The following is a 14,737-nucleotide window of genomic DNA, read 5'->3' as shown; positions in this document are numbered from 1 at the left end:
GGTCAAAGCGTAGATCAGGTGACGCGCAGGGCGAGACCGCGGCTTGGCACGGTGTCGGCCTCGCCCGGCATGGAGACGTAGGGACGCGTTTCCTCGACGCGGGTGACAAGGCCTTGCGCTTCGAGTTCGGCGATGCGCGCGCCAAAGCCGGCTTCCCACAGCGTGTTCTTGACTGTCAGCACGATGATGCCACCCGGCCGGCAGATGCGGATCAGCTCGTCCAGCCCCTCGGCGCCGACATGGCCGGAGGTGAAGACGCCGGCCGAAATGATGCCGGCATAGGCATCGTCGGCAAACGGCAGCTTGCCGCCGAGCGCCAGGCAATGCAGCGCCGAATAGACCCCCTTGCGGGCGGCCTGGGCCAGCATGCCTTCAGATATGTCGAGCGCCTCGACCAAGGGATAGCCTGTTATACCAAGCCATTCGCCAATAAGCCCGGTGCCGGCTCCCGCATCGAGCAGCGGCGCGGCACCGCGCGGCAGATGGCGGGCCAGCAAGGCAAGGCAGATCGTCGGATGGCGATAGCCGGCGGCCGACATGTCGGCGTCATAGGTCTGCGACCAGCGGTCATAGAGTGCCGCGACGTCCTCTGGCCGCTTCGCCGCGTAGGCTGCTGCAAGCGGGCCTCGATGTTTGCTGTGCGCCACTTTTGTCCTGTCCACCAATCGGTCTTGCATCGCATGATAGCCAAACCACGAAAATTGTGGAACCGTCGCTGCGACAAATAACAGCGTTGGGGCGCAGGCATGGTGACAGACGAGGCGCGTGCGGCACTTGCCGACATTTCCTTGGCCACCATTCCCATGCTGGCCGGCTACACCGGGCCGCTCGAACGGCTCGGCGGCCTCACCAATCTGGTCTTCAAGGCTGGCGAGTTCTGCCTGCGCATTCCCGGCAAGGGCACCGAGGAATACATCAACCGCGCCAACGAGGCGGTGGCGGCGCGCGAAGCGGCAAAGGCGGAGGTCAGTCCAGAGGTGCTGCATGTCGATCCCGCCACCGGGGTCATGGTGACGCGCTTCATCGCCGGCGCGGAGACGATGTCGCCGGAGAAATTCAAGGTTCGGCCCGGCAGTCCGGCGCGGGCCGGCGAGGCCTTCCGCAAACTGCACAATTCCAGCGCGGTGTTTCCCTTCCGCTTCGAACTGTTTGCGATGATCGACGACTATCTCAAGGTGCTGTCGACCAAGGACGTCGCCCTGCCCACCGGCTATCACGACGTGGTGCGCGAGGCCGGGAGCGTGCGCTCGGCGCTGGCCGCCCATCCCTTGCCCCTCGCTGCCTGCCACTGCGATCCGCTGTGCGAGAACTTTCTCGATACAGGCGAGCGGATGTGGATCGTCGACTGGGAATATTCGGGCATGAACGATCCGCTCTGGGATCTCGGCGACCTCAGCGTGGAAGGAAAATTCGATACGGCGCAGGACGAAGAGATGATGCACGCCTATTTCGGCGGCGAGGCCAGAGCGGCCGAGCGCGGCCGCATCGTCATCTACAAGGCGATGTGCGATCTGTTGTGGACATTGTGGGGGCTGATCCAGCTCGCCAACAACAACCCAGTCGATGATTTCCGCGCCTATGCCGACGGACGGTTCGTGCGCTGCAAGGCGTTGATGGAGACGCCGGAGTTTTCACGGCACCTGGCGGCGATACGCCTGGGTTAGGCACAGGAAATCTGGACCCTAATTGACGCCTTTTGGCACGTTTTCGGGCGGCACAGTGGTGTCGACCACTTTCTGGCGGTGGAAGATGAACAGGCCGGCGAGAACGACGATGCCTGAGCCGATCAGGATGCGCGGACCGGGAACGTCACCAAAGAACACCAGCCCGAACACCACCGCCCACAGGAGCAGCGTGTAATGCAGCGGCGCCAGCGTCGAGGCCGGGGCCAGCTTGAGCGCCCTGGTGATCATCAGATGCGCGCCGCATGAAACGATACCCAGCAGCAGCATGGCGCCGAAATCGAGCGCTGACGGTGTCTGCCAGGCGCCGATGGTCAACACGCCGCCGACCACCATCGTGCCGATGGTCTGCCATGTCACCAGGTTGGTGTCGCTGGTGCCGCGCAGGCGCCGGTTGAGGATGATGGCGAAGGCGAAGGCAATGCTGCCGGCGAGCGCGAAGCTCGATGACAACGAGAACGCCGCCGAGGACGGTTTCAGCATGATCAGCACGCCGCAGAAGCCGAGCAGGATCGCCATCCAGCGGCGCCAGCCGACCTTTTCGCCGAGCAACAAATGCGAGAGTGCCGCGACATAGATCGGTCCGGCCATGTAGAAGCTCATCACGTCGGCAAGCGGCAGGTAGACGACGGCGGCATAGAACAGTGCCGTGTCGAGCGTTGTCATCACCACGCGCAGCAGCTGCAGCTCCAGGCGCTCCATGTGAAACAGCTTGGCCGTGCCCTGGTGGGCGATCATCGGGCCAAGCACGAAGAACGCGCCGATAGAACGGATCAGCACCACCTGGCCGACGGAGAAGCTGGCGACCAGCCACTTGCCCATGGCATCGTTCAGCGCAAACAGGAAATCGCCGGCCAGCATCAAAAGGATGCCGGCCAGGAGCACGTTCCTGATTGTGGAATTCTGCGCCACGGGCTGCGTCATGCCGATCCCGATTCCTCCTAGAGCATGATGCCGAAAAGTGTGAAGCGGTTTTCGGACGACATCATGCTCTATCTCTTTGATTTAGAGCCGCGTCGTAGACGGAAGCGGCTGCTTTGACGAGGAGAAATCCGGAAATCCGCAAGGCCAGAACCGGGAATCGGCTGGGTCTGGCCTATGCTATTGGGCCTGATGCGACGTCCGATGCCTGCGGTTCACCAGGCTGGGCCTGCCCGGGATGGACAGCCTGGTGTCCTGCTTCGTCCGCTGCGCCACCACCTTGCCCCTGGCGATGACGCACAGGCGTTCGGCGCGCAGGCGCAGGGCTTCGATCGGATTGCCGGCATCCAGGATGACAAGGCTGGCGCGCTTGCCTACCGCCAGGCCGAGATGGTCGAGCCCCATGATCGACGCGTTGACATTGGTGACCATGTCGAAGCAGCGGGCCATGTCGGCCGGGCTCGACATCTGGGCGACGTGCAGGCCCATGAAGGCGACGTCGAGCATGTCGGCGGTGCCGAGCGAATACCAGGGATCGAGCACGCAATCCTGGCCCCAGCCAACACGGATGCCCAGCGCCTGCATTTCCTTGACCCGGGTCATACCGCGGCGCTTGGGGAAGGTGTCGTGGCGGCCCTGCAGCATGATGTTGATCAGCGGATTGGGGATCGCCGAAACACCCGCCTCGGCGATCAGCGGCAGCAATTTCGAGACATAGTAATTGTCCATCGAATGCATCGAGGTGAGGTGTGAGCCGGCGACCTTGCCCTGCAGGCCGAGGCGCTGCGTCTCATAGGCAAGCTGTTCGATATGGCGCGACAGCGGGTCGTCGGTCTCGTCGCAATGCAGGTCGACCATCAGGCCGCGCTCTGCCGCGATCTCGCACAGCTCCGTCACCGAGCGCGTGCCATCTGCCATGGTGCGCTCGAAATGCGGGATGCCGCCGACGATGTCGACGCCCATGTCTAGTGCGCGGATAGTGTTTTCCCGTGCTTTCGGCGAGCGATAAAACCCGTCCTGCGGAAAGGCGACCAATTGCAGGTCGATGTACGGGGCGATCGTCTTCTTGACCTCGAGCAGGGCCTCGACCGCCAGCAGCCTGTCGTCGCAGACATCGACATGGGTGCGGATGGCAAGCAGACCCATCGACACCGCCCAGTCGCAATAGGCAAGGGCGCGGTCGCGCACGGCTTCATGCGTCAACAGCGGCTTCAGCTCGCCCCACAACGAGATGCCTTCGAGCAGCGTGCCCGACGCGTTGATGCGCGGTATGCCGTAGGAGAGCGTTGCATCCATGTGGAAATGCGGGTCGACGAAAGGCGGCGAGACCAGATTGCCACTGGCGTCGATCGCCGTGCCGGCGGTGACATCGAGCTTCGGCTCGATCGCCGCAATCGTCTCGCCGACGATGCCGATATCGGCGACCCTGCCATCAGGCAGCGTACCGCCGCGAACGATAAGGTCGAAATCCATTCGTCGTCATCCCGCTTGAAGAATCAGCATCCTATCGTGGCGGCAAAGAATCTGCAGCGCTTGTGCCGCCCGCCTGCCGGCACCTTCTCCCCGTATAGTGACGGGGAGAAGGGAGATGCTGCGACCTCGCCGCTCTTTGTCAACGCCTACAATTGGCGAAATCGTTGATGACGGCGCCTTTCTCCCCGTCACTATACGGGGAGAAATGTCCGGCAGGACAATGAGGGGCAGCGCCACGCTGATGGAATCCAGCCTTACTCCGGCACGAACCTGACCGCGCCCTTGGCCGCGCTGGTCGCCATCGCGGCGTAGGCGCGCAAGGCTGTAGTGACCTTGCGCTTGCGCTTCTCCTCGGGCTTCCAGGCAGCAATCCCCTTGGCCTCCATCGCCGCCCGGCGGCTGGCAAGTTCAGCGTCGCTGACGGCTAGGCGGATGGTCCGGTTCGGGATGTCGATCTCGACCGTATCGCCCTCGTGCACCAGGCCGATCAAACCGCCCTCGGCGGCTTCCGGCGAGACATGGCCGATCGACAGGCCGGAGGTGCCACCGGAGAAGCGGCCGTCGGTGACCAGCGCGCAAGCCTTGCCCAGGCCCTTCGACTTCAGATAGCTGGTCGGATAGAGCATTTCCTGCATGCCGGGACCGCCTCGCGGCCCTTCATAGCGGATGACGACGACATCACCGGCCTTGATCTCGTTGGCCAGGATCGCCTTGACGCTGGCGTCCTGGCTTTCGAACACGCGGGCCGGGCCGGTGAACTTCAGGATCGATTCGTCGACGCCGGCGGTCTTCACGATGCAGCCGTCGAGCGCCAGATTGCCCTTCAACACGGCAAGGCCGCCATCCTTGGAGAAGGGGTGCTCGACTGAACGGATGACGCCTTTCTCGCGGTCGAGGTCGAGGTCGTCCCAGCGGCGGTCCTGGCTGAAGGCAACCTGCGTCGGCACGCCGCCAGGCGCAGCGAGGAAGAAATCGCGCACGCTTTGGCTGGTCGAGCGCGAAATGTCCCAATGGTCGAGCGCTTCACCCAGCGTGCGTGTGTGCACGGTCGGCAGGTCGCGGTTGATCAAGCCGGCATTGTCGAGCTGGCCGAGGATCGCCATGATGCCGCCGGCGCGGTGGACGTCTTCCATGTGCACATCCGCCTTGGCGGGAGCCACCTTGCACAGCACGGGCACCTTGCGTGACAGCGCGTCGATATCGTCCTGATCGAAGTTGATCTCGCCTTCATGCGCGGCGGCCAGGATGTGCAGCACGGTGTTGGTCGAGCCGCCCATAGCGATATCGAGCGTCATGGCGTTTTCGAAGGCACCCTTCGAGGCGATGTTGCGCGGCAACGCGGTTTCGTCGTCCTGCTCGTAATAGCGCTGGGCGAGATCGACGATCAGGTGGCCGGCTTCGACGAACAGGCGCTTGCGGTCGGCATGCGTGGCCAGCGTCGAGCCGTTGCCCGGCAGTGACAGGCCAAGCGCCTCGGTCAAACAATTCATCGAATTGGCGGTGAACATGCCCGAGCAGGAACCGCAGGTCGGGCAGGCCGAACGTTCGATGACCTTGACGTCCTCGTCGGAGATCTTGTCGTCGGCGGCCGCCACCATGGCGTCGACCAGGTCGAGCGCCTGCGTCTTGCCGGCCAGCACCACCTTGCCGGCTTCCATCGGCCCGCCGGAGACGAAGACGGTCGGGATGTTGAGGCGTAAACTGGCCATCAGCATGCCGGGCGTGATCTTGTCGCAATTGGAGATGCAGACCATGGCGTCGGCGCAGTGCGCGTTGACCATGTATTCGACAGAATCGGCGATGAGCTCGCGCGACGGCAACGAATAGAGCATGCCGTCATGGCCCATGGCGATGCCATCATCGACGGCGATGGTGTTGAATTCCTTGGCGACGCCACCGGCCTTCTCGATCTCGCGCGCGACCAGCTGGCCGAGGTCCTTCAGGTGGACATGGCCCGGCACGAACTGGGTGAAGGAGTTGACCACCGCGATGATCGGTTTGCCGAAATCGGAATCCTTCATGCCGGTGGCGCGCCAGAGGCCGCGAGCGCCGGCCATGTTGCGGCCATGGGTGGTGGTGCGGGAGCGATAGGCAGGCATGAATTTTCCTTGGCTGGCTTGCTGCGCTCCATGCGGAGCGTGGCGGCGCTGAATTCGGACCGCAGGCCTTATAGACGCGCAAGCCTGGTCTGGCCACAATTTTGCAATGCGCCACGAAATCCGGATGTGCGGTTGACGAGCGGCGTTCACCTGTATATAGCCAATCAGGTATATACCCATTTGGCTATGGATACCCGATGAACCAGTTGGACGCCACTTTTGCCGCACTCGCCGATCCGACGCGCCGCGCCATTCTTGCCCGGCTCATCCAGGGCGAAGCATCCGTGATGGAACTCGCCGAGCCTTTCACGATGAGCCAGCCCTCGATTTCCAAGCACCTCAAGGTGCTGGAAAACGCCGGATTGATTTCACGCGGCCGCGACGCACAGCGCCGGCCGTGCCGGCTCGAAGCAAAACCGCTGGCAGAGGCCAATGACTGGCTGGAGCGTTATCGAAAGATCTGGGAAGGCAACTTCCAGCGCCTCGACGCGTTGCTCGGCGCGATGAAGGCCGAGAAAGCCCCCGACAGTACCGACCAATAGCGCAAAAACATCGCGGCCTGTGTCGGATCACCGGCCTGCCGCACGTCCTTTGGCAAACATGAGGAGGATCATCATGAGCACCACAACCTTGCCCGGTTCGACTGTCGCCACACTGACGGTGACCACGCCCAGCGACCGCGAGGTCCAGATCACCCGCATCTTCGATGCGTCGCGGCCGATGGTCTTTGACTGCTGGACGATACCGGAGCTGCTGAAGGGCTGGCTGCACGGCCCCGATGGCTGGCGGCTGGCGGTCTGCGAAATCGACCTCAGGGTTGGCGGCGCCACACGCTACGTCTGGCAGCACCGCGATGGCCGCAGCATGGGCATGAGCGGCGCCTATCGCGAAATCGTGCGTCCAGCCAGGATCGTCGCCACCGAATTGTTCGACGAGGACTGGACCGGCGGCGAAACCGTCGGGACGGTGGTCTTCACCGAACAGAGCGGGAAGACGCTTCTGACGCAGACGGTGCTCTATGCTTCGCAAGCGGCCCGCGACGGCGCGCTCGGCACCGGCATGACCCGCGGCATGGGCGAGAGCTATGCCCAGCTCGACGCTTATCTCGCTTCACTTCAGGACGCTGCCAAAGGCGCCGCCTGACGCTTCCTTCATCCCCCAAGAGAAACGAGGAGAAAGACCATGCAAAAGATCACCACCTTCCTGTGGTTCGACGGACAGGCCGAGGAGGCCATGAACCATTACATGTCCGTCTTCAAGAATTCGAAGGAGCTGAGCGTGACGCGTTGGCCCAAGGGTCACGCTGATGAGGGCAAGGTGCTGGTGGCCTCGTTCGAACTCGACGGCGTCCCGTTCCTGGCGCTCAACGGCGGACCACAATACAAGTTCACCGAGGCGATCTCACTATCGATCGACTGCAAGACGCAGGAAGAAGTCGATCATTTCTGGACCAGGCTCACAGAGGGTGGCGGCGAACCAGGACCCTGTGGCTGGCTGAAGGACAAGTTCGGTGTTTCCTGGCAGGTCGTGCCGGAACAACTGCCGCGCCTGCTGCAGGATCCGGACAGGGCCAAGGCCGGCCGGGCGATGAATCCGATGATGCAGATGGGCAAGATCGACATCGCCAAGATCGAAGAAGCAGCCAGAGGGTGAGCGGACTTCCCCTTCTCCCCCTTGTGGGAGAAGGTTGGATGAGACGGATGAGGGGTGTTCCAGCGGAGTGAGACCTTGGCGTTCCCTGGAACACCCCGTCGCCTTCGGCGACACCTCCTCCCACAAGGGGAGAAGGCAAGATGGCGCTTCAAGCCGCCTTGTCGCGAACCTGATAGTCCTTGATCGTGGCGAAGCGGATCGCCTTCCAGCGTTCCGCTTCGTAGTTCAGCGAGAAGGCGTGCTGGGCGAGGAACACCGGATCATTGTCGAGGTCGCGGGCGATGTCGCCGCGATGTGCCTCGATGAAGCGGTGAACCTCGGCCTTGTCCTCGGCCGATATCCAGCGGCAGACCGAAAAGCGTGACATCTCGAACTCGACCGGGAGCGTGTATTCGAAGTTCAACCGCTCCTTCAGGACGTCGAGCTGCAGCGCGCCGACGACGCCGACGATGGCCGGCGAGCCATCCTCGGGCGAGAACAATTGCACGACGCCCTCCTCGGCCATCTGGTGCAGCGCTTCCTTGAGCTTCTTGGCCTTCATCGCGTCACCCAAGCGGACGCGGCGCAGGATTTCCGGGGCGAAGTTGGGCACGCCTCGGAACAGAATTTCCTCGCCCTCGGTCAGCGTATCGCCGATGCGCAGCGTGCCATGGTTGGGGATGCCGACGACGTCGCCGGCAAACGCCTCGTCGGCGGTGACGCGGGTGCGGGCAAAGAAGAACTGCGGCGCCGACAGGCTCATCGGCTTTCCCGTGCGCACCAGTTTGGCTTTCATGCCGCGCTCGAGCTTGCCCGAGCAGACGCGGACGAAGGCGATGCGGTCGCGGTGGTTGGGATCCATGTTGGCCTGGATCTTGAAGACGAAGGACGTCATCTTGTCCTCGGTCGCCTCAACTTTGCGGGCATCGGCCTCCTGCGCGCGCGGCGGCGGCCCAAAGGCGCCAAGCGCCTCGATCAGGTCGCGGACGCCATAATTGCGCAGCGCCGAGCCGAAATAGACCGGCGTCAGATGGCCCTCGCGAAAGGCGTCGATGTCGAGCGGACGGCAGGCTTCGCGCGCCAGTTCCAGTTCCTCGATGAAGGCCTCGCGCTCGTTCTCCGGCAACAGGCCGGCGACCCGGTTGGAATCGGGACCGTTGACCGGCGTGCGTTCCTTCTCGTCGTCACCCTTGCGCACTGCATTCAGCGCCAGGTGATAGGTGCCGGAAAACGTCTTGCCGCGACCGATCGGCCAGGTGATCGGTGCGGTATCCAGCGCCAGCTTCTGTTCGATCTCGTCCAGAATCTCGAACGGGTCGCGGCTTTCGCGGTCCATCTTGTTGACGAAGGTGATGATCGGAATGTCGCGCAGCCGGCAAACCTCGAACAGTTTCAGCGTGCGCGGCTCGATGCCCTTGGCGGCGTCGATGACCATGACCGCGCTGTCGACGGCCGACAGCGTACGGTAGGTGTCGTCGGCGAAGTCCTCGTGGCCGGGCGTGTCGAGCAGGTTGAAGACATTGTCCTCATATTCGAACGTCATCACCGAAGTGACGACCGAAATGCCGCGCTCGCGCTCGATCTTCATCCAGTCGGAGCGGGTCTGGATCCTGTCCTTCTTGGCCTTGACCTCGCCGGCAAGCTGAATGGCGCCGCCGAACAGCAGCAGCTTTTCGGTGAGCGTTGTCTTGCCGGCGTCCGGGTGAGCGATGATCGCGAAGGTGCGGCGGCGCGCCACTTCTTCTTCTATTGCTTCAGGCATTCTTCAGGATTTCCGTGTGACAGGCCGGGCTTCTAGCAGCGCAGTGTCGGGCTGTCGACCGGTCCGGCGGCGCTGACGCCGCCGGTTGGCGTGGCGCGCTCAGGCCAACTCGGCCATGTGGCTCGCCGGAACGATCTCCGGAAGCCAGCCGGCAATGGCCTCGCCTATCGCGTCGGCATGGTCTTCCTGCAGATAGTGCGCGCCGGGTCCGAGATTGATGAACCGGCAGTTCTTCAGCCCGGCGGCGAATTCCCTTGCGGCTTGCGGCGCGATCAGCGCGCCGGGATCGCCGGCGAACAGTAGTTTCGGGTAGGTGGAAAGCCGCAGCGCGCGATGGTCGTGCTCGCTGATGGCGGCGACGTCGGCAGGCTGACCCTCGATCGGCAATTCCCTGGGCAGGCGCAGCACCGGCTTGCGCGATCGCGGTGTCGGGAACGGCGCCCGGTAAGCCGTCATCTCCTCGTCGCTCATCGTGCGCAACACCGAGGCCGGCAGCACTTTCTCGACAAAGACATTGTCTTCCAGAACCAGCTTTTCGCCGACACCCGGCGTGCGCAGCGCCTTGAACAGCTCGCGGGCCTGTGGACGCTGATGAAAATCCTCCCAACGCTCGAAGGGCCGGATGAATTCCATGAAGGCGAGGCCGAGAACGTTGCGTGGCCGCCGCGCCGCGAGATGGAAGGCAAGTGCCGTACCCCAGTCCTGCGCGACCACCACCATTTCCCTGATGTCGAGCGCATCGAGAAAGGCGTCGAGATAACGCACATGATCGAAGAAGCGATAATCGATATCGGGCTTGCCGGACTGGCCGTAACCGATCAGGTCCGGTGCGATGCAGCGCCCTAGCGGCGCGACGTGCGGGATGATGTTGCGCCAGATGTGGGATGAGGTCGGATTGCCATGCAGGAACAGCACGGTCGGACCGGCCGCGCCGGCCTCGACATAGGACATGGTCGAATCGAGCACGGCGATTTCCTCGCGCCGCAGCGCGGTGGAGCCGGATTGCGGCTTGTCGGCATTCAAACTCATTGGGTCGGCTCCTTTGCAAAGACTGTGCTGAAGATGATTTTCTTGAAGCGCTCGAGCGGCGCCGGGCTGCGCTCGACCTTCATGCGCAGCATGGCGCCTTGCCAGGACGACAGCAGGAAGTCGGCGAGATCGTCGGCATCGAAAGTCCGGGGGATGTCACCGGCCGCCTGGCCCTCGGCGATGCAGGCCGCGAATGGCTGGCGCCAGCGCTCGAAGATGGCGACAAGCTGCAGGCGCAGCGGTTCGCTGTGCACCGCGGTTTCGAGGCTGAGATTGCCGATCATGCAACCACGCGCCCAGTCATGCGCTTCGAGCTTCGAGGTGATAACATCGAGGTAGCGGCGTAGCCTGCCGACGGGCGGCATCCCGTCCTGCGCAAGGGCTGCTTCGACCAGGCCGCTGACATAGGTGAAATAGCGGTCGAGCACCTCGCCGGCGAATTCCTCCTTGGAGGCGAAATGGTTGGTGAACGAACCTGGCCGGGCATCGGCCGCGGCAACGATGTCGCGCACGCCAGCGGCGGCATAGCCTGAATTCCAGATGGTCCGGAAACCAGCGTCGAGGAGTTTTTCGCGGAGTGATTGTCTAGCCATGGTGAAATAATACGTACGTACGTATTGATGTCAAGTGACGTATTTGGTGTTGGCAAGCGACCATGGGGATGGCACTGGAATCAGTGCCCTAAGGGGTCACGAGGCAGAGGAGCAAGCATGACCGTGGCGAAACAGGTGATTGTCATCGGCGCCGGCATCATCGGTGCCTCCATCGCCTGGCATCTGACCAAGGCAGGGGCGCAGGTGACGGTTATTGCCGACAGCGCCGCCGGCGGCGTCGCAACGCCAAACTCCTTCGCCTGGATCAATGCCAGTTGGGGCAATCCGCAGCCATATTTCCGGCTGCGCACCCGCGCCATGGCCGAATGGACGCGGCTTGAGCGGGACCTGCCCGAAATTCCGCTCAGCTGGTGCGGCGGCCTGTGCTGGGATTTGTCGGCGGCCGCAATGGAAACCTACGCCGCCGAGCACTCCGCCTGGGGCTACGGCATCAAGCGCGTCGACCGCGCTGGCGCAGCCCGCATCGAGCCCAATCTCGCCGAGCTGCCGGATGTCGCCTTGCATGTCGCCGAAGAGGGTGTCGCCGAACCGGTGGCCGCCACCAGGGCGCTGCTGGAGGATGCTGAACGGCACGGCGCGCGGATCATCTCCAGCACGGTGACGGCGCTGGTCCAGACCGGCGGCCAGATTACCGGCGTCGACACATCGCATGGCCTGATAGCTGCCGACGAGGTGGTGATCGCGGCGGGCGTCGGGTCACCGCCTATCGCCGCGGCGGCCGGGATCAAACTGCCGATCGAGACACCGCCCGGGCTGATCGTCCATTCGCGGCCTTATGCAAAACTGCTCAACGGGCTGGTGCTGGCCGAGCGGCTACACATGCGCCAGACGGCGGAGGGCCGCATCATCGCCGGCTCGGATTTTGGCGGCGCCGCCCCTGGCGTGGATGCGGAAGTCACCGCCCGCGACCTGTTTGCGGCCCTGAAAGCCATGCTGCGCGGCGGTGACGAACTGGAGCTGGATTTCCACACCGTCGGCTACCGGCCGACGCCGATCGACGGTTTTCCGATCATCGGCCGCGCCGAGGGCATGGACGGTCTCTACGTCGCGGTCATGCATTCGGGCATCACGCTGGCGCCGGCTGTCGGCCTGTTCGCCGCCCGCGAAATCCTCGACGGCGAGCGCGACCCGCTGCTGGCGCCCTACGGGCTGTCGCGCTTCGCTCAGTAACCCGGCGGACGACGAAAGCCACCCGCCAGCGGTTCGATTGCCTTGGCGACGCCGAGCAGCCGCGACTCCGACCAGCGTTTACCGACCAGTTGCAGGCCGATCGGCAAACCGTCGCTGTCCTGTCCGCACGGCAGCGAAAGTGCCGGATGGCCGCTGTAGTTGAACAGGGCGCCATAGGCCGGCAGCATCCAGTAGCTCTGCTCTTTGCCGTCGACCTGGATCGGTGCGCCCGGTTCGCAATGCGGGAAGGCCGTCGTCATGGCGACCGGGCAAAGCAGCGCATCCCAGGTTTCGAAGAACTGGTCCCAGGCGAGAATGGATTTGTCGCGGCGGGCGAGCGCCTCGAACCAGCGCGAGACCGGTGTCGGCTCCTCCGGCGGCTCCGGCTGCGCGGCCTCCATCATCATGCCGATCAGCGCGCCGCCTTGCTTGAGATCGTCGTGCAGGTCGAGCTTGGGCAGTTTCGCTTCCTCGACGGTCGCACCTGCCGATTGCAGCCGCCTTGCGAGACTTTCGACCGCGGCGTTGATCTCGCTGGCCACTGGCAACCCTGGAAAGGTCGGTGCGACGGCGATGCGCAATGCCTTGGGGTCGAGCTTCAGCATGCCTTCAACCGGCACCGGCGCAAGATCGGTGTCGTTTCCGTCGGGGCCGGCAATGATTTGATAGATGAAGGCCAGATCTTCCACGCTGCGCGCCAGCGGGCCAAGACATGACATCAGCCGCACGCTGCGCGCGACACCTCCCGGATCGGGAAAGGCGCCGGCCAGCGAGACGCGATGCTCGGTCGGTTTGAGGCCATAGACACCGCAAAAGGCGGCGGGCAGCCGGATCGAATCCTGCATGTCGGAGCCGACATCGAACGGCGTCATCCCTGAGCAAAGCGCCGCCGCCGCGCCGCCGCTGGAGCCGCCCGCCGTGCGCTGGAGGTTCCACGGATTGCCGGTGCGGCCGAACAGCGGATTGCTCGACTGCCAGTCTCCCAGCATGGTCGCGACATTGGTCTTGGCCATCAGCACCGCGCCGGCTGCCTTCAGCCTGGCAACGACCGGGCTGTCCCGGTTGGCGACATAATCGGCGAAGGGCGGAAAGCCGACGGTGGTCTTCATGCCTGCAGTCTCGTGCATGTCCTTCAGCGTGAACGGCACGCCATGCAGCGGCCCAAGCGCTTCGCCGCGCGCTTGAGCTGCGTCCGCGTTTTTGGCGCGCTCGCGGGCGCCTTCCCGGTCGAGCGAGATGACGGCGTTGACCGCCCCATTGTGGTTGTCGATCTGCGCCAGATGAGCGTCGAGCGCCTCGACAGCGGAGACTTTTCGAGTGGCGATCGCGGCGGCCAGTGCGATGGTTGAGGAAAAGGCGATGTCCATGATCAATGCTCCGGCTTGGCCGCGCGTGTCCGGATCAAGTGGGCGGCAGCAGCGCGACTTCAAGTGGAGTTGAGCATTTGAGTTCGGACTGCACTTGATCGGAATTGCACCGATAGGTTTTGCTGGGTCGGCGCTCTACGGCGCCCCCCTCTGTCCCGCGACGCTGCCGCAATTTGTAACTAGACGGCCAGTGCCAGCCGGGCCGATGCGGGTGCAAAGGGACGGATGGCGACACCATCCGTGGTCATGGTGACGAAGCTCGATGGCGGGATCGCCTGCCAGTCGCCGCCCTCGCGATCGAACGGCTCGGAAACAACGCAGCGGCCGCCGCCTCTGCGGAAAACGGAGGTGTAAAGTGTCGGGGCGTGAGCGTCGGTGGCATAGCGAACCGCGTGCAGCGCCTGGCCGTCGGAGAAGGCGGCGGTGAGTTTCAGCGCGGGCTCGAGGCCGGCCCGGCGCGAGGCTTCAAGCACGCGGCTGGTGGCGCGCGAGACGGCGCCTTGCGGATCGGTGGCCAATCCTTCGTCGATCATCAGCAGGAAAAACAATTCGGAATCGGTGGTGCCTTCGCGCTGGTCGAAGACGGCGTCGGACAGCGAGTTTTCCAGAGTCCGGCGGATCTTTTCAAAACCGCCGATCTGGCCGTTGTGCATGAACGACCAGCGCTCCGAAATGAAGGGATGGCAGTTCATGCGGCTGGTGGCGCCGCCGGTCGAGGCCCGCACATGGGCAAGGAACAGGCCCGACTTGATCTGCCGGCACAGGCTCTTCAGATTGGGGTCGGACCAGGCCGGCAGGATGTCGCGGTAGAGACCGGGCTCCGGCCGGTCGCCATACCAGGCAAGGCCAAAGCCATCGCCATTGGTCGGCGATTTCGCTTCCTGGGCACAATGGCTCTGGGCAATCAGCGAGTGACAGGGCGCCGTGAGGATGTCTTCGAGAAAAACCGCTTCACCGAGATAGGCCGCCCACCGGCACATCGCTTCTG

The 14,737-nt window shown here is 63.9% G+C and carries 14 protein-coding genes; 5 read left to right on the top strand and 9 right to left on the bottom strand.

Annotation, left to right across the window (positions count from 1 at the left end):
* Positions 1-14: 14 nt before the first annotated feature.
* Complete coding sequence (locus tag AC1DYW_RS04625; RefSeq protein ID WP_477225261.1) at positions 15-677, bottom strand: class I SAM-dependent DNA methyltransferase; 663 nt, start codon at positions 675-677, stop codon at positions 15-17.
* 69 nt (positions 678-746) lie between these two features.
* On the opposite strand from AC1DYW_RS04625, the gene AC1DYW_RS04620 reads away from it, so the two are divergent.
* Positions 747-1,664 (top strand): phosphotransferase, encoded by a 918-nt coding sequence (locus AC1DYW_RS04620; RefSeq protein WP_457152731.1) that lies wholly within the window; start codon positions 747-749, stop codon positions 1,662-1,664.
* Positions 1,665-1,682: 18 nt separating this feature from the next.
* Here the strand turns inward: AC1DYW_RS04620 and AC1DYW_RS04615 are convergent, their stop codons facing one another.
* The 3 genes from AC1DYW_RS04615 to ilvD all read right to left on the bottom strand — a co-directional run bounded on the left by AC1DYW_RS04615 (position 1,683) and on the right by ilvD (position 6,175).
* Positions 1,683-2,606 (bottom strand): DMT family transporter, encoded by a 924-nt coding sequence (locus AC1DYW_RS04615; RefSeq protein ID WP_457152730.1) that lies wholly within the window; start codon positions 2,604-2,606, stop codon positions 1,683-1,685.
* A gap of 177 nt (positions 2,607-2,783) precedes the next feature.
* Positions 2,784-4,076, bottom strand: coding sequence for an amidohydrolase family protein (locus tag AC1DYW_RS04610; RefSeq protein WP_457152729.1), 1,293 nt, complete (start codon positions 4,074-4,076; stop codon positions 2,784-2,786).
* 254 nt (positions 4,077-4,330) lie between these two features.
* Complete coding sequence (ilvD, locus tag AC1DYW_RS04605; protein WP_457152728.1) at positions 4,331-6,175, bottom strand: dihydroxy-acid dehydratase; 1,845 nt, start codon at positions 6,173-6,175, stop codon at positions 4,331-4,333.
* A 197-nt stretch (positions 6,176-6,372) separates the two neighbouring features.
* Here ilvD and AC1DYW_RS04600 point away from each other — a divergent pair, with 197 nt between their 5' ends.
* From AC1DYW_RS04600 to AC1DYW_RS04590, 3 genes are all read left to right on the top strand, one after another.
* Positions 6,373-6,717 (top strand): ArsR/SmtB family transcription factor, encoded by a 345-nt coding sequence (locus AC1DYW_RS04600; protein ID WP_477225260.1) that lies wholly within the window; start codon positions 6,373-6,375, stop codon positions 6,715-6,717.
* Between the two features lie 73 nt (positions 6,718-6,790).
* Positions 6,791-7,318, top strand: a complete 528-nt coding sequence (locus AC1DYW_RS04595) for an SRPBCC family protein (RefSeq protein ID WP_477225259.1) — start codon at positions 6,791-6,793, stop codon at positions 7,316-7,318.
* A gap of 39 nt (positions 7,319-7,357) precedes the next feature.
* Positions 7,358-7,828 carry a VOC family protein gene (locus tag AC1DYW_RS04590; RefSeq protein WP_477225258.1) on the top strand — a complete coding sequence of 157 codons (471 nt, stop codon included), beginning with the start codon at positions 7,358-7,360 and terminating at the stop codon, positions 7,826-7,828.
* A 148-nt stretch (positions 7,829-7,976) separates the two neighbouring features.
* Here the strand turns inward: AC1DYW_RS04590 and AC1DYW_RS04585 are convergent, their stop codons facing one another.
* The 3 genes from AC1DYW_RS04585 to AC1DYW_RS04575 all read right to left on the bottom strand — a co-directional run bounded on the left by AC1DYW_RS04585 (position 7,977) and on the right by AC1DYW_RS04575 (position 11,191).
* A complete protein-coding gene (locus AC1DYW_RS04585) occupies positions 7,977-9,569 on the bottom strand; it encodes a peptide chain release factor 3 (RefSeq protein ID WP_379024063.1) in 1,593 nt (530 codons plus the stop codon).
* A 99-nt stretch (positions 9,570-9,668) separates the two neighbouring features.
* Positions 9,669-10,598, bottom strand: a complete 930-nt coding sequence (locus AC1DYW_RS04580; RefSeq protein ID WP_477225257.1) for a haloalkane dehalogenase — start codon at positions 10,596-10,598, stop codon at positions 9,669-9,671.
* Entirely contained in the window at positions 10,595-11,191 is a 597-nt protein-coding gene (locus AC1DYW_RS04575) for a TetR/AcrR family transcriptional regulator (protein WP_477225256.1), read from the bottom strand. The genes AC1DYW_RS04580 and AC1DYW_RS04575 overlap by 4 nt, the downstream gene beginning before the upstream one ends.
* Positions 11,192-11,308: 117 nt before the next feature.
* Here AC1DYW_RS04575 and AC1DYW_RS04570 point away from each other — a divergent pair, with 117 nt between their 5' ends.
* Positions 11,309-12,382 carry an NAD(P)/FAD-dependent oxidoreductase gene (locus tag AC1DYW_RS04570; protein WP_477225255.1) on the top strand — a complete coding sequence of 358 codons (1,074 nt, stop codon included), beginning with the start codon at positions 11,309-11,311 and terminating at the stop codon, positions 12,380-12,382.
* On the opposite strand, the gene AC1DYW_RS04565 is transcribed toward AC1DYW_RS04570, so the two are convergent.
* Positions 12,376-13,749 carry an amidase gene (locus tag AC1DYW_RS04565; protein ID WP_477225254.1) on the bottom strand — a complete coding sequence of 458 codons (1,374 nt, stop codon included), beginning with the start codon at positions 13,747-13,749 and terminating at the stop codon, positions 12,376-12,378. The two genes, AC1DYW_RS04570 and AC1DYW_RS04565, sit on opposite strands and share 7 nt — an antisense overlap.
* 179 nt (positions 13,750-13,928) lie before the next feature.
* Positions 13,929-14,729: a class II glutamine amidotransferase gene (locus AC1DYW_RS04560; RefSeq protein ID WP_477225253.1), complete on the bottom strand. Its 801-nt coding sequence runs from the start codon at positions 14,727-14,729 to the stop codon at positions 13,929-13,931.
* Between the last annotated feature and the right edge of the window lie 8 nt (positions 14,730-14,737).

The sequence above is a fragment of the Mesorhizobium sp. P2_D5 genome (genome assembly GCF_056404355.1).
The sequence above is the reverse complement of the archived record's forward strand: the minus strand, read 5'-3'. Positions and strand labels throughout refer to the sequence as shown.

What these genes read in the sequence shown, in the direction of transcription:
- AC1DYW_RS04625 (WP_477225261.1), bottom strand. Translation starts at nt 677, where the DNA reads ATGCAAGACCGATTGGTGGACAGGACAAAAGTGGCGCACAGCAAACAT.
- AC1DYW_RS04620 (WP_457152731.1), top strand. Translation starts at nt 747, where the DNA reads ATGGTGACAGACGAGGCGCGTGCGGCACTTGCCGACATTTCCTTGGCC.
- AC1DYW_RS04615 (WP_457152730.1), bottom strand. Translation starts at nt 2,606, where the DNA reads ATGACGCAGCCCGTGGCGCAGAATTCCACAATCAGGAACGTGCTCCTG.
- AC1DYW_RS04610 (WP_457152729.1), bottom strand. Translation starts at nt 4,076, where the DNA reads ATGGATTTCGACCTTATCGTTCGCGGCGGTACGCTGCCTGATGGCAGG.
- ilvD (WP_457152728.1), bottom strand. Translation starts at nt 6,175, where the DNA reads ATGCCTGCCTATCGCTCCCGCACCACCACCCATGGCCGCAACATGGCC.
- AC1DYW_RS04600 (WP_477225260.1), top strand. Translation starts at nt 6,373, where the DNA reads ATGAACCAGTTGGACGCCACTTTTGCCGCACTCGCCGATCCGACGCGC.
- AC1DYW_RS04595 (WP_477225259.1), top strand. Translation starts at nt 6,791, where the DNA reads ATGAGCACCACAACCTTGCCCGGTTCGACTGTCGCCACACTGACGGTG.
- AC1DYW_RS04590 (WP_477225258.1), top strand. Translation starts at nt 7,358, where the DNA reads ATGCAAAAGATCACCACCTTCCTGTGGTTCGACGGACAGGCCGAGGAG.
- AC1DYW_RS04585 (WP_379024063.1), bottom strand. Translation starts at nt 9,569, where the DNA reads ATGCCTGAAGCAATAGAAGAAGAAGTGGCGCGCCGCCGCACCTTCGCG.
- AC1DYW_RS04580 (WP_477225257.1), bottom strand. Translation starts at nt 10,598, where the DNA reads ATGAGTTTGAATGCCGACAAGCCGCAATCCGGCTCCACCGCGCTGCGG.
- AC1DYW_RS04575 (WP_477225256.1), bottom strand. Translation starts at nt 11,191, where the DNA reads ATGGCTAGACAATCACTCCGCGAAAAACTCCTCGACGCTGGTTTCCGG.
- AC1DYW_RS04570 (WP_477225255.1), top strand. Translation starts at nt 11,309, where the DNA reads ATGACCGTGGCGAAACAGGTGATTGTCATCGGCGCCGGCATCATCGGT.
- AC1DYW_RS04565 (WP_477225254.1), bottom strand. Translation starts at nt 13,749, where the DNA reads ATGGACATCGCCTTTTCCTCAACCATCGCACTGGCCGCCGCGATCGCC.
- AC1DYW_RS04560 (WP_477225253.1), bottom strand. Translation starts at nt 14,729, where the DNA reads ATGTGCCGGTGGGCGGCCTATCTCGGTGAAGCGGTTTTTCTCGAAGAC.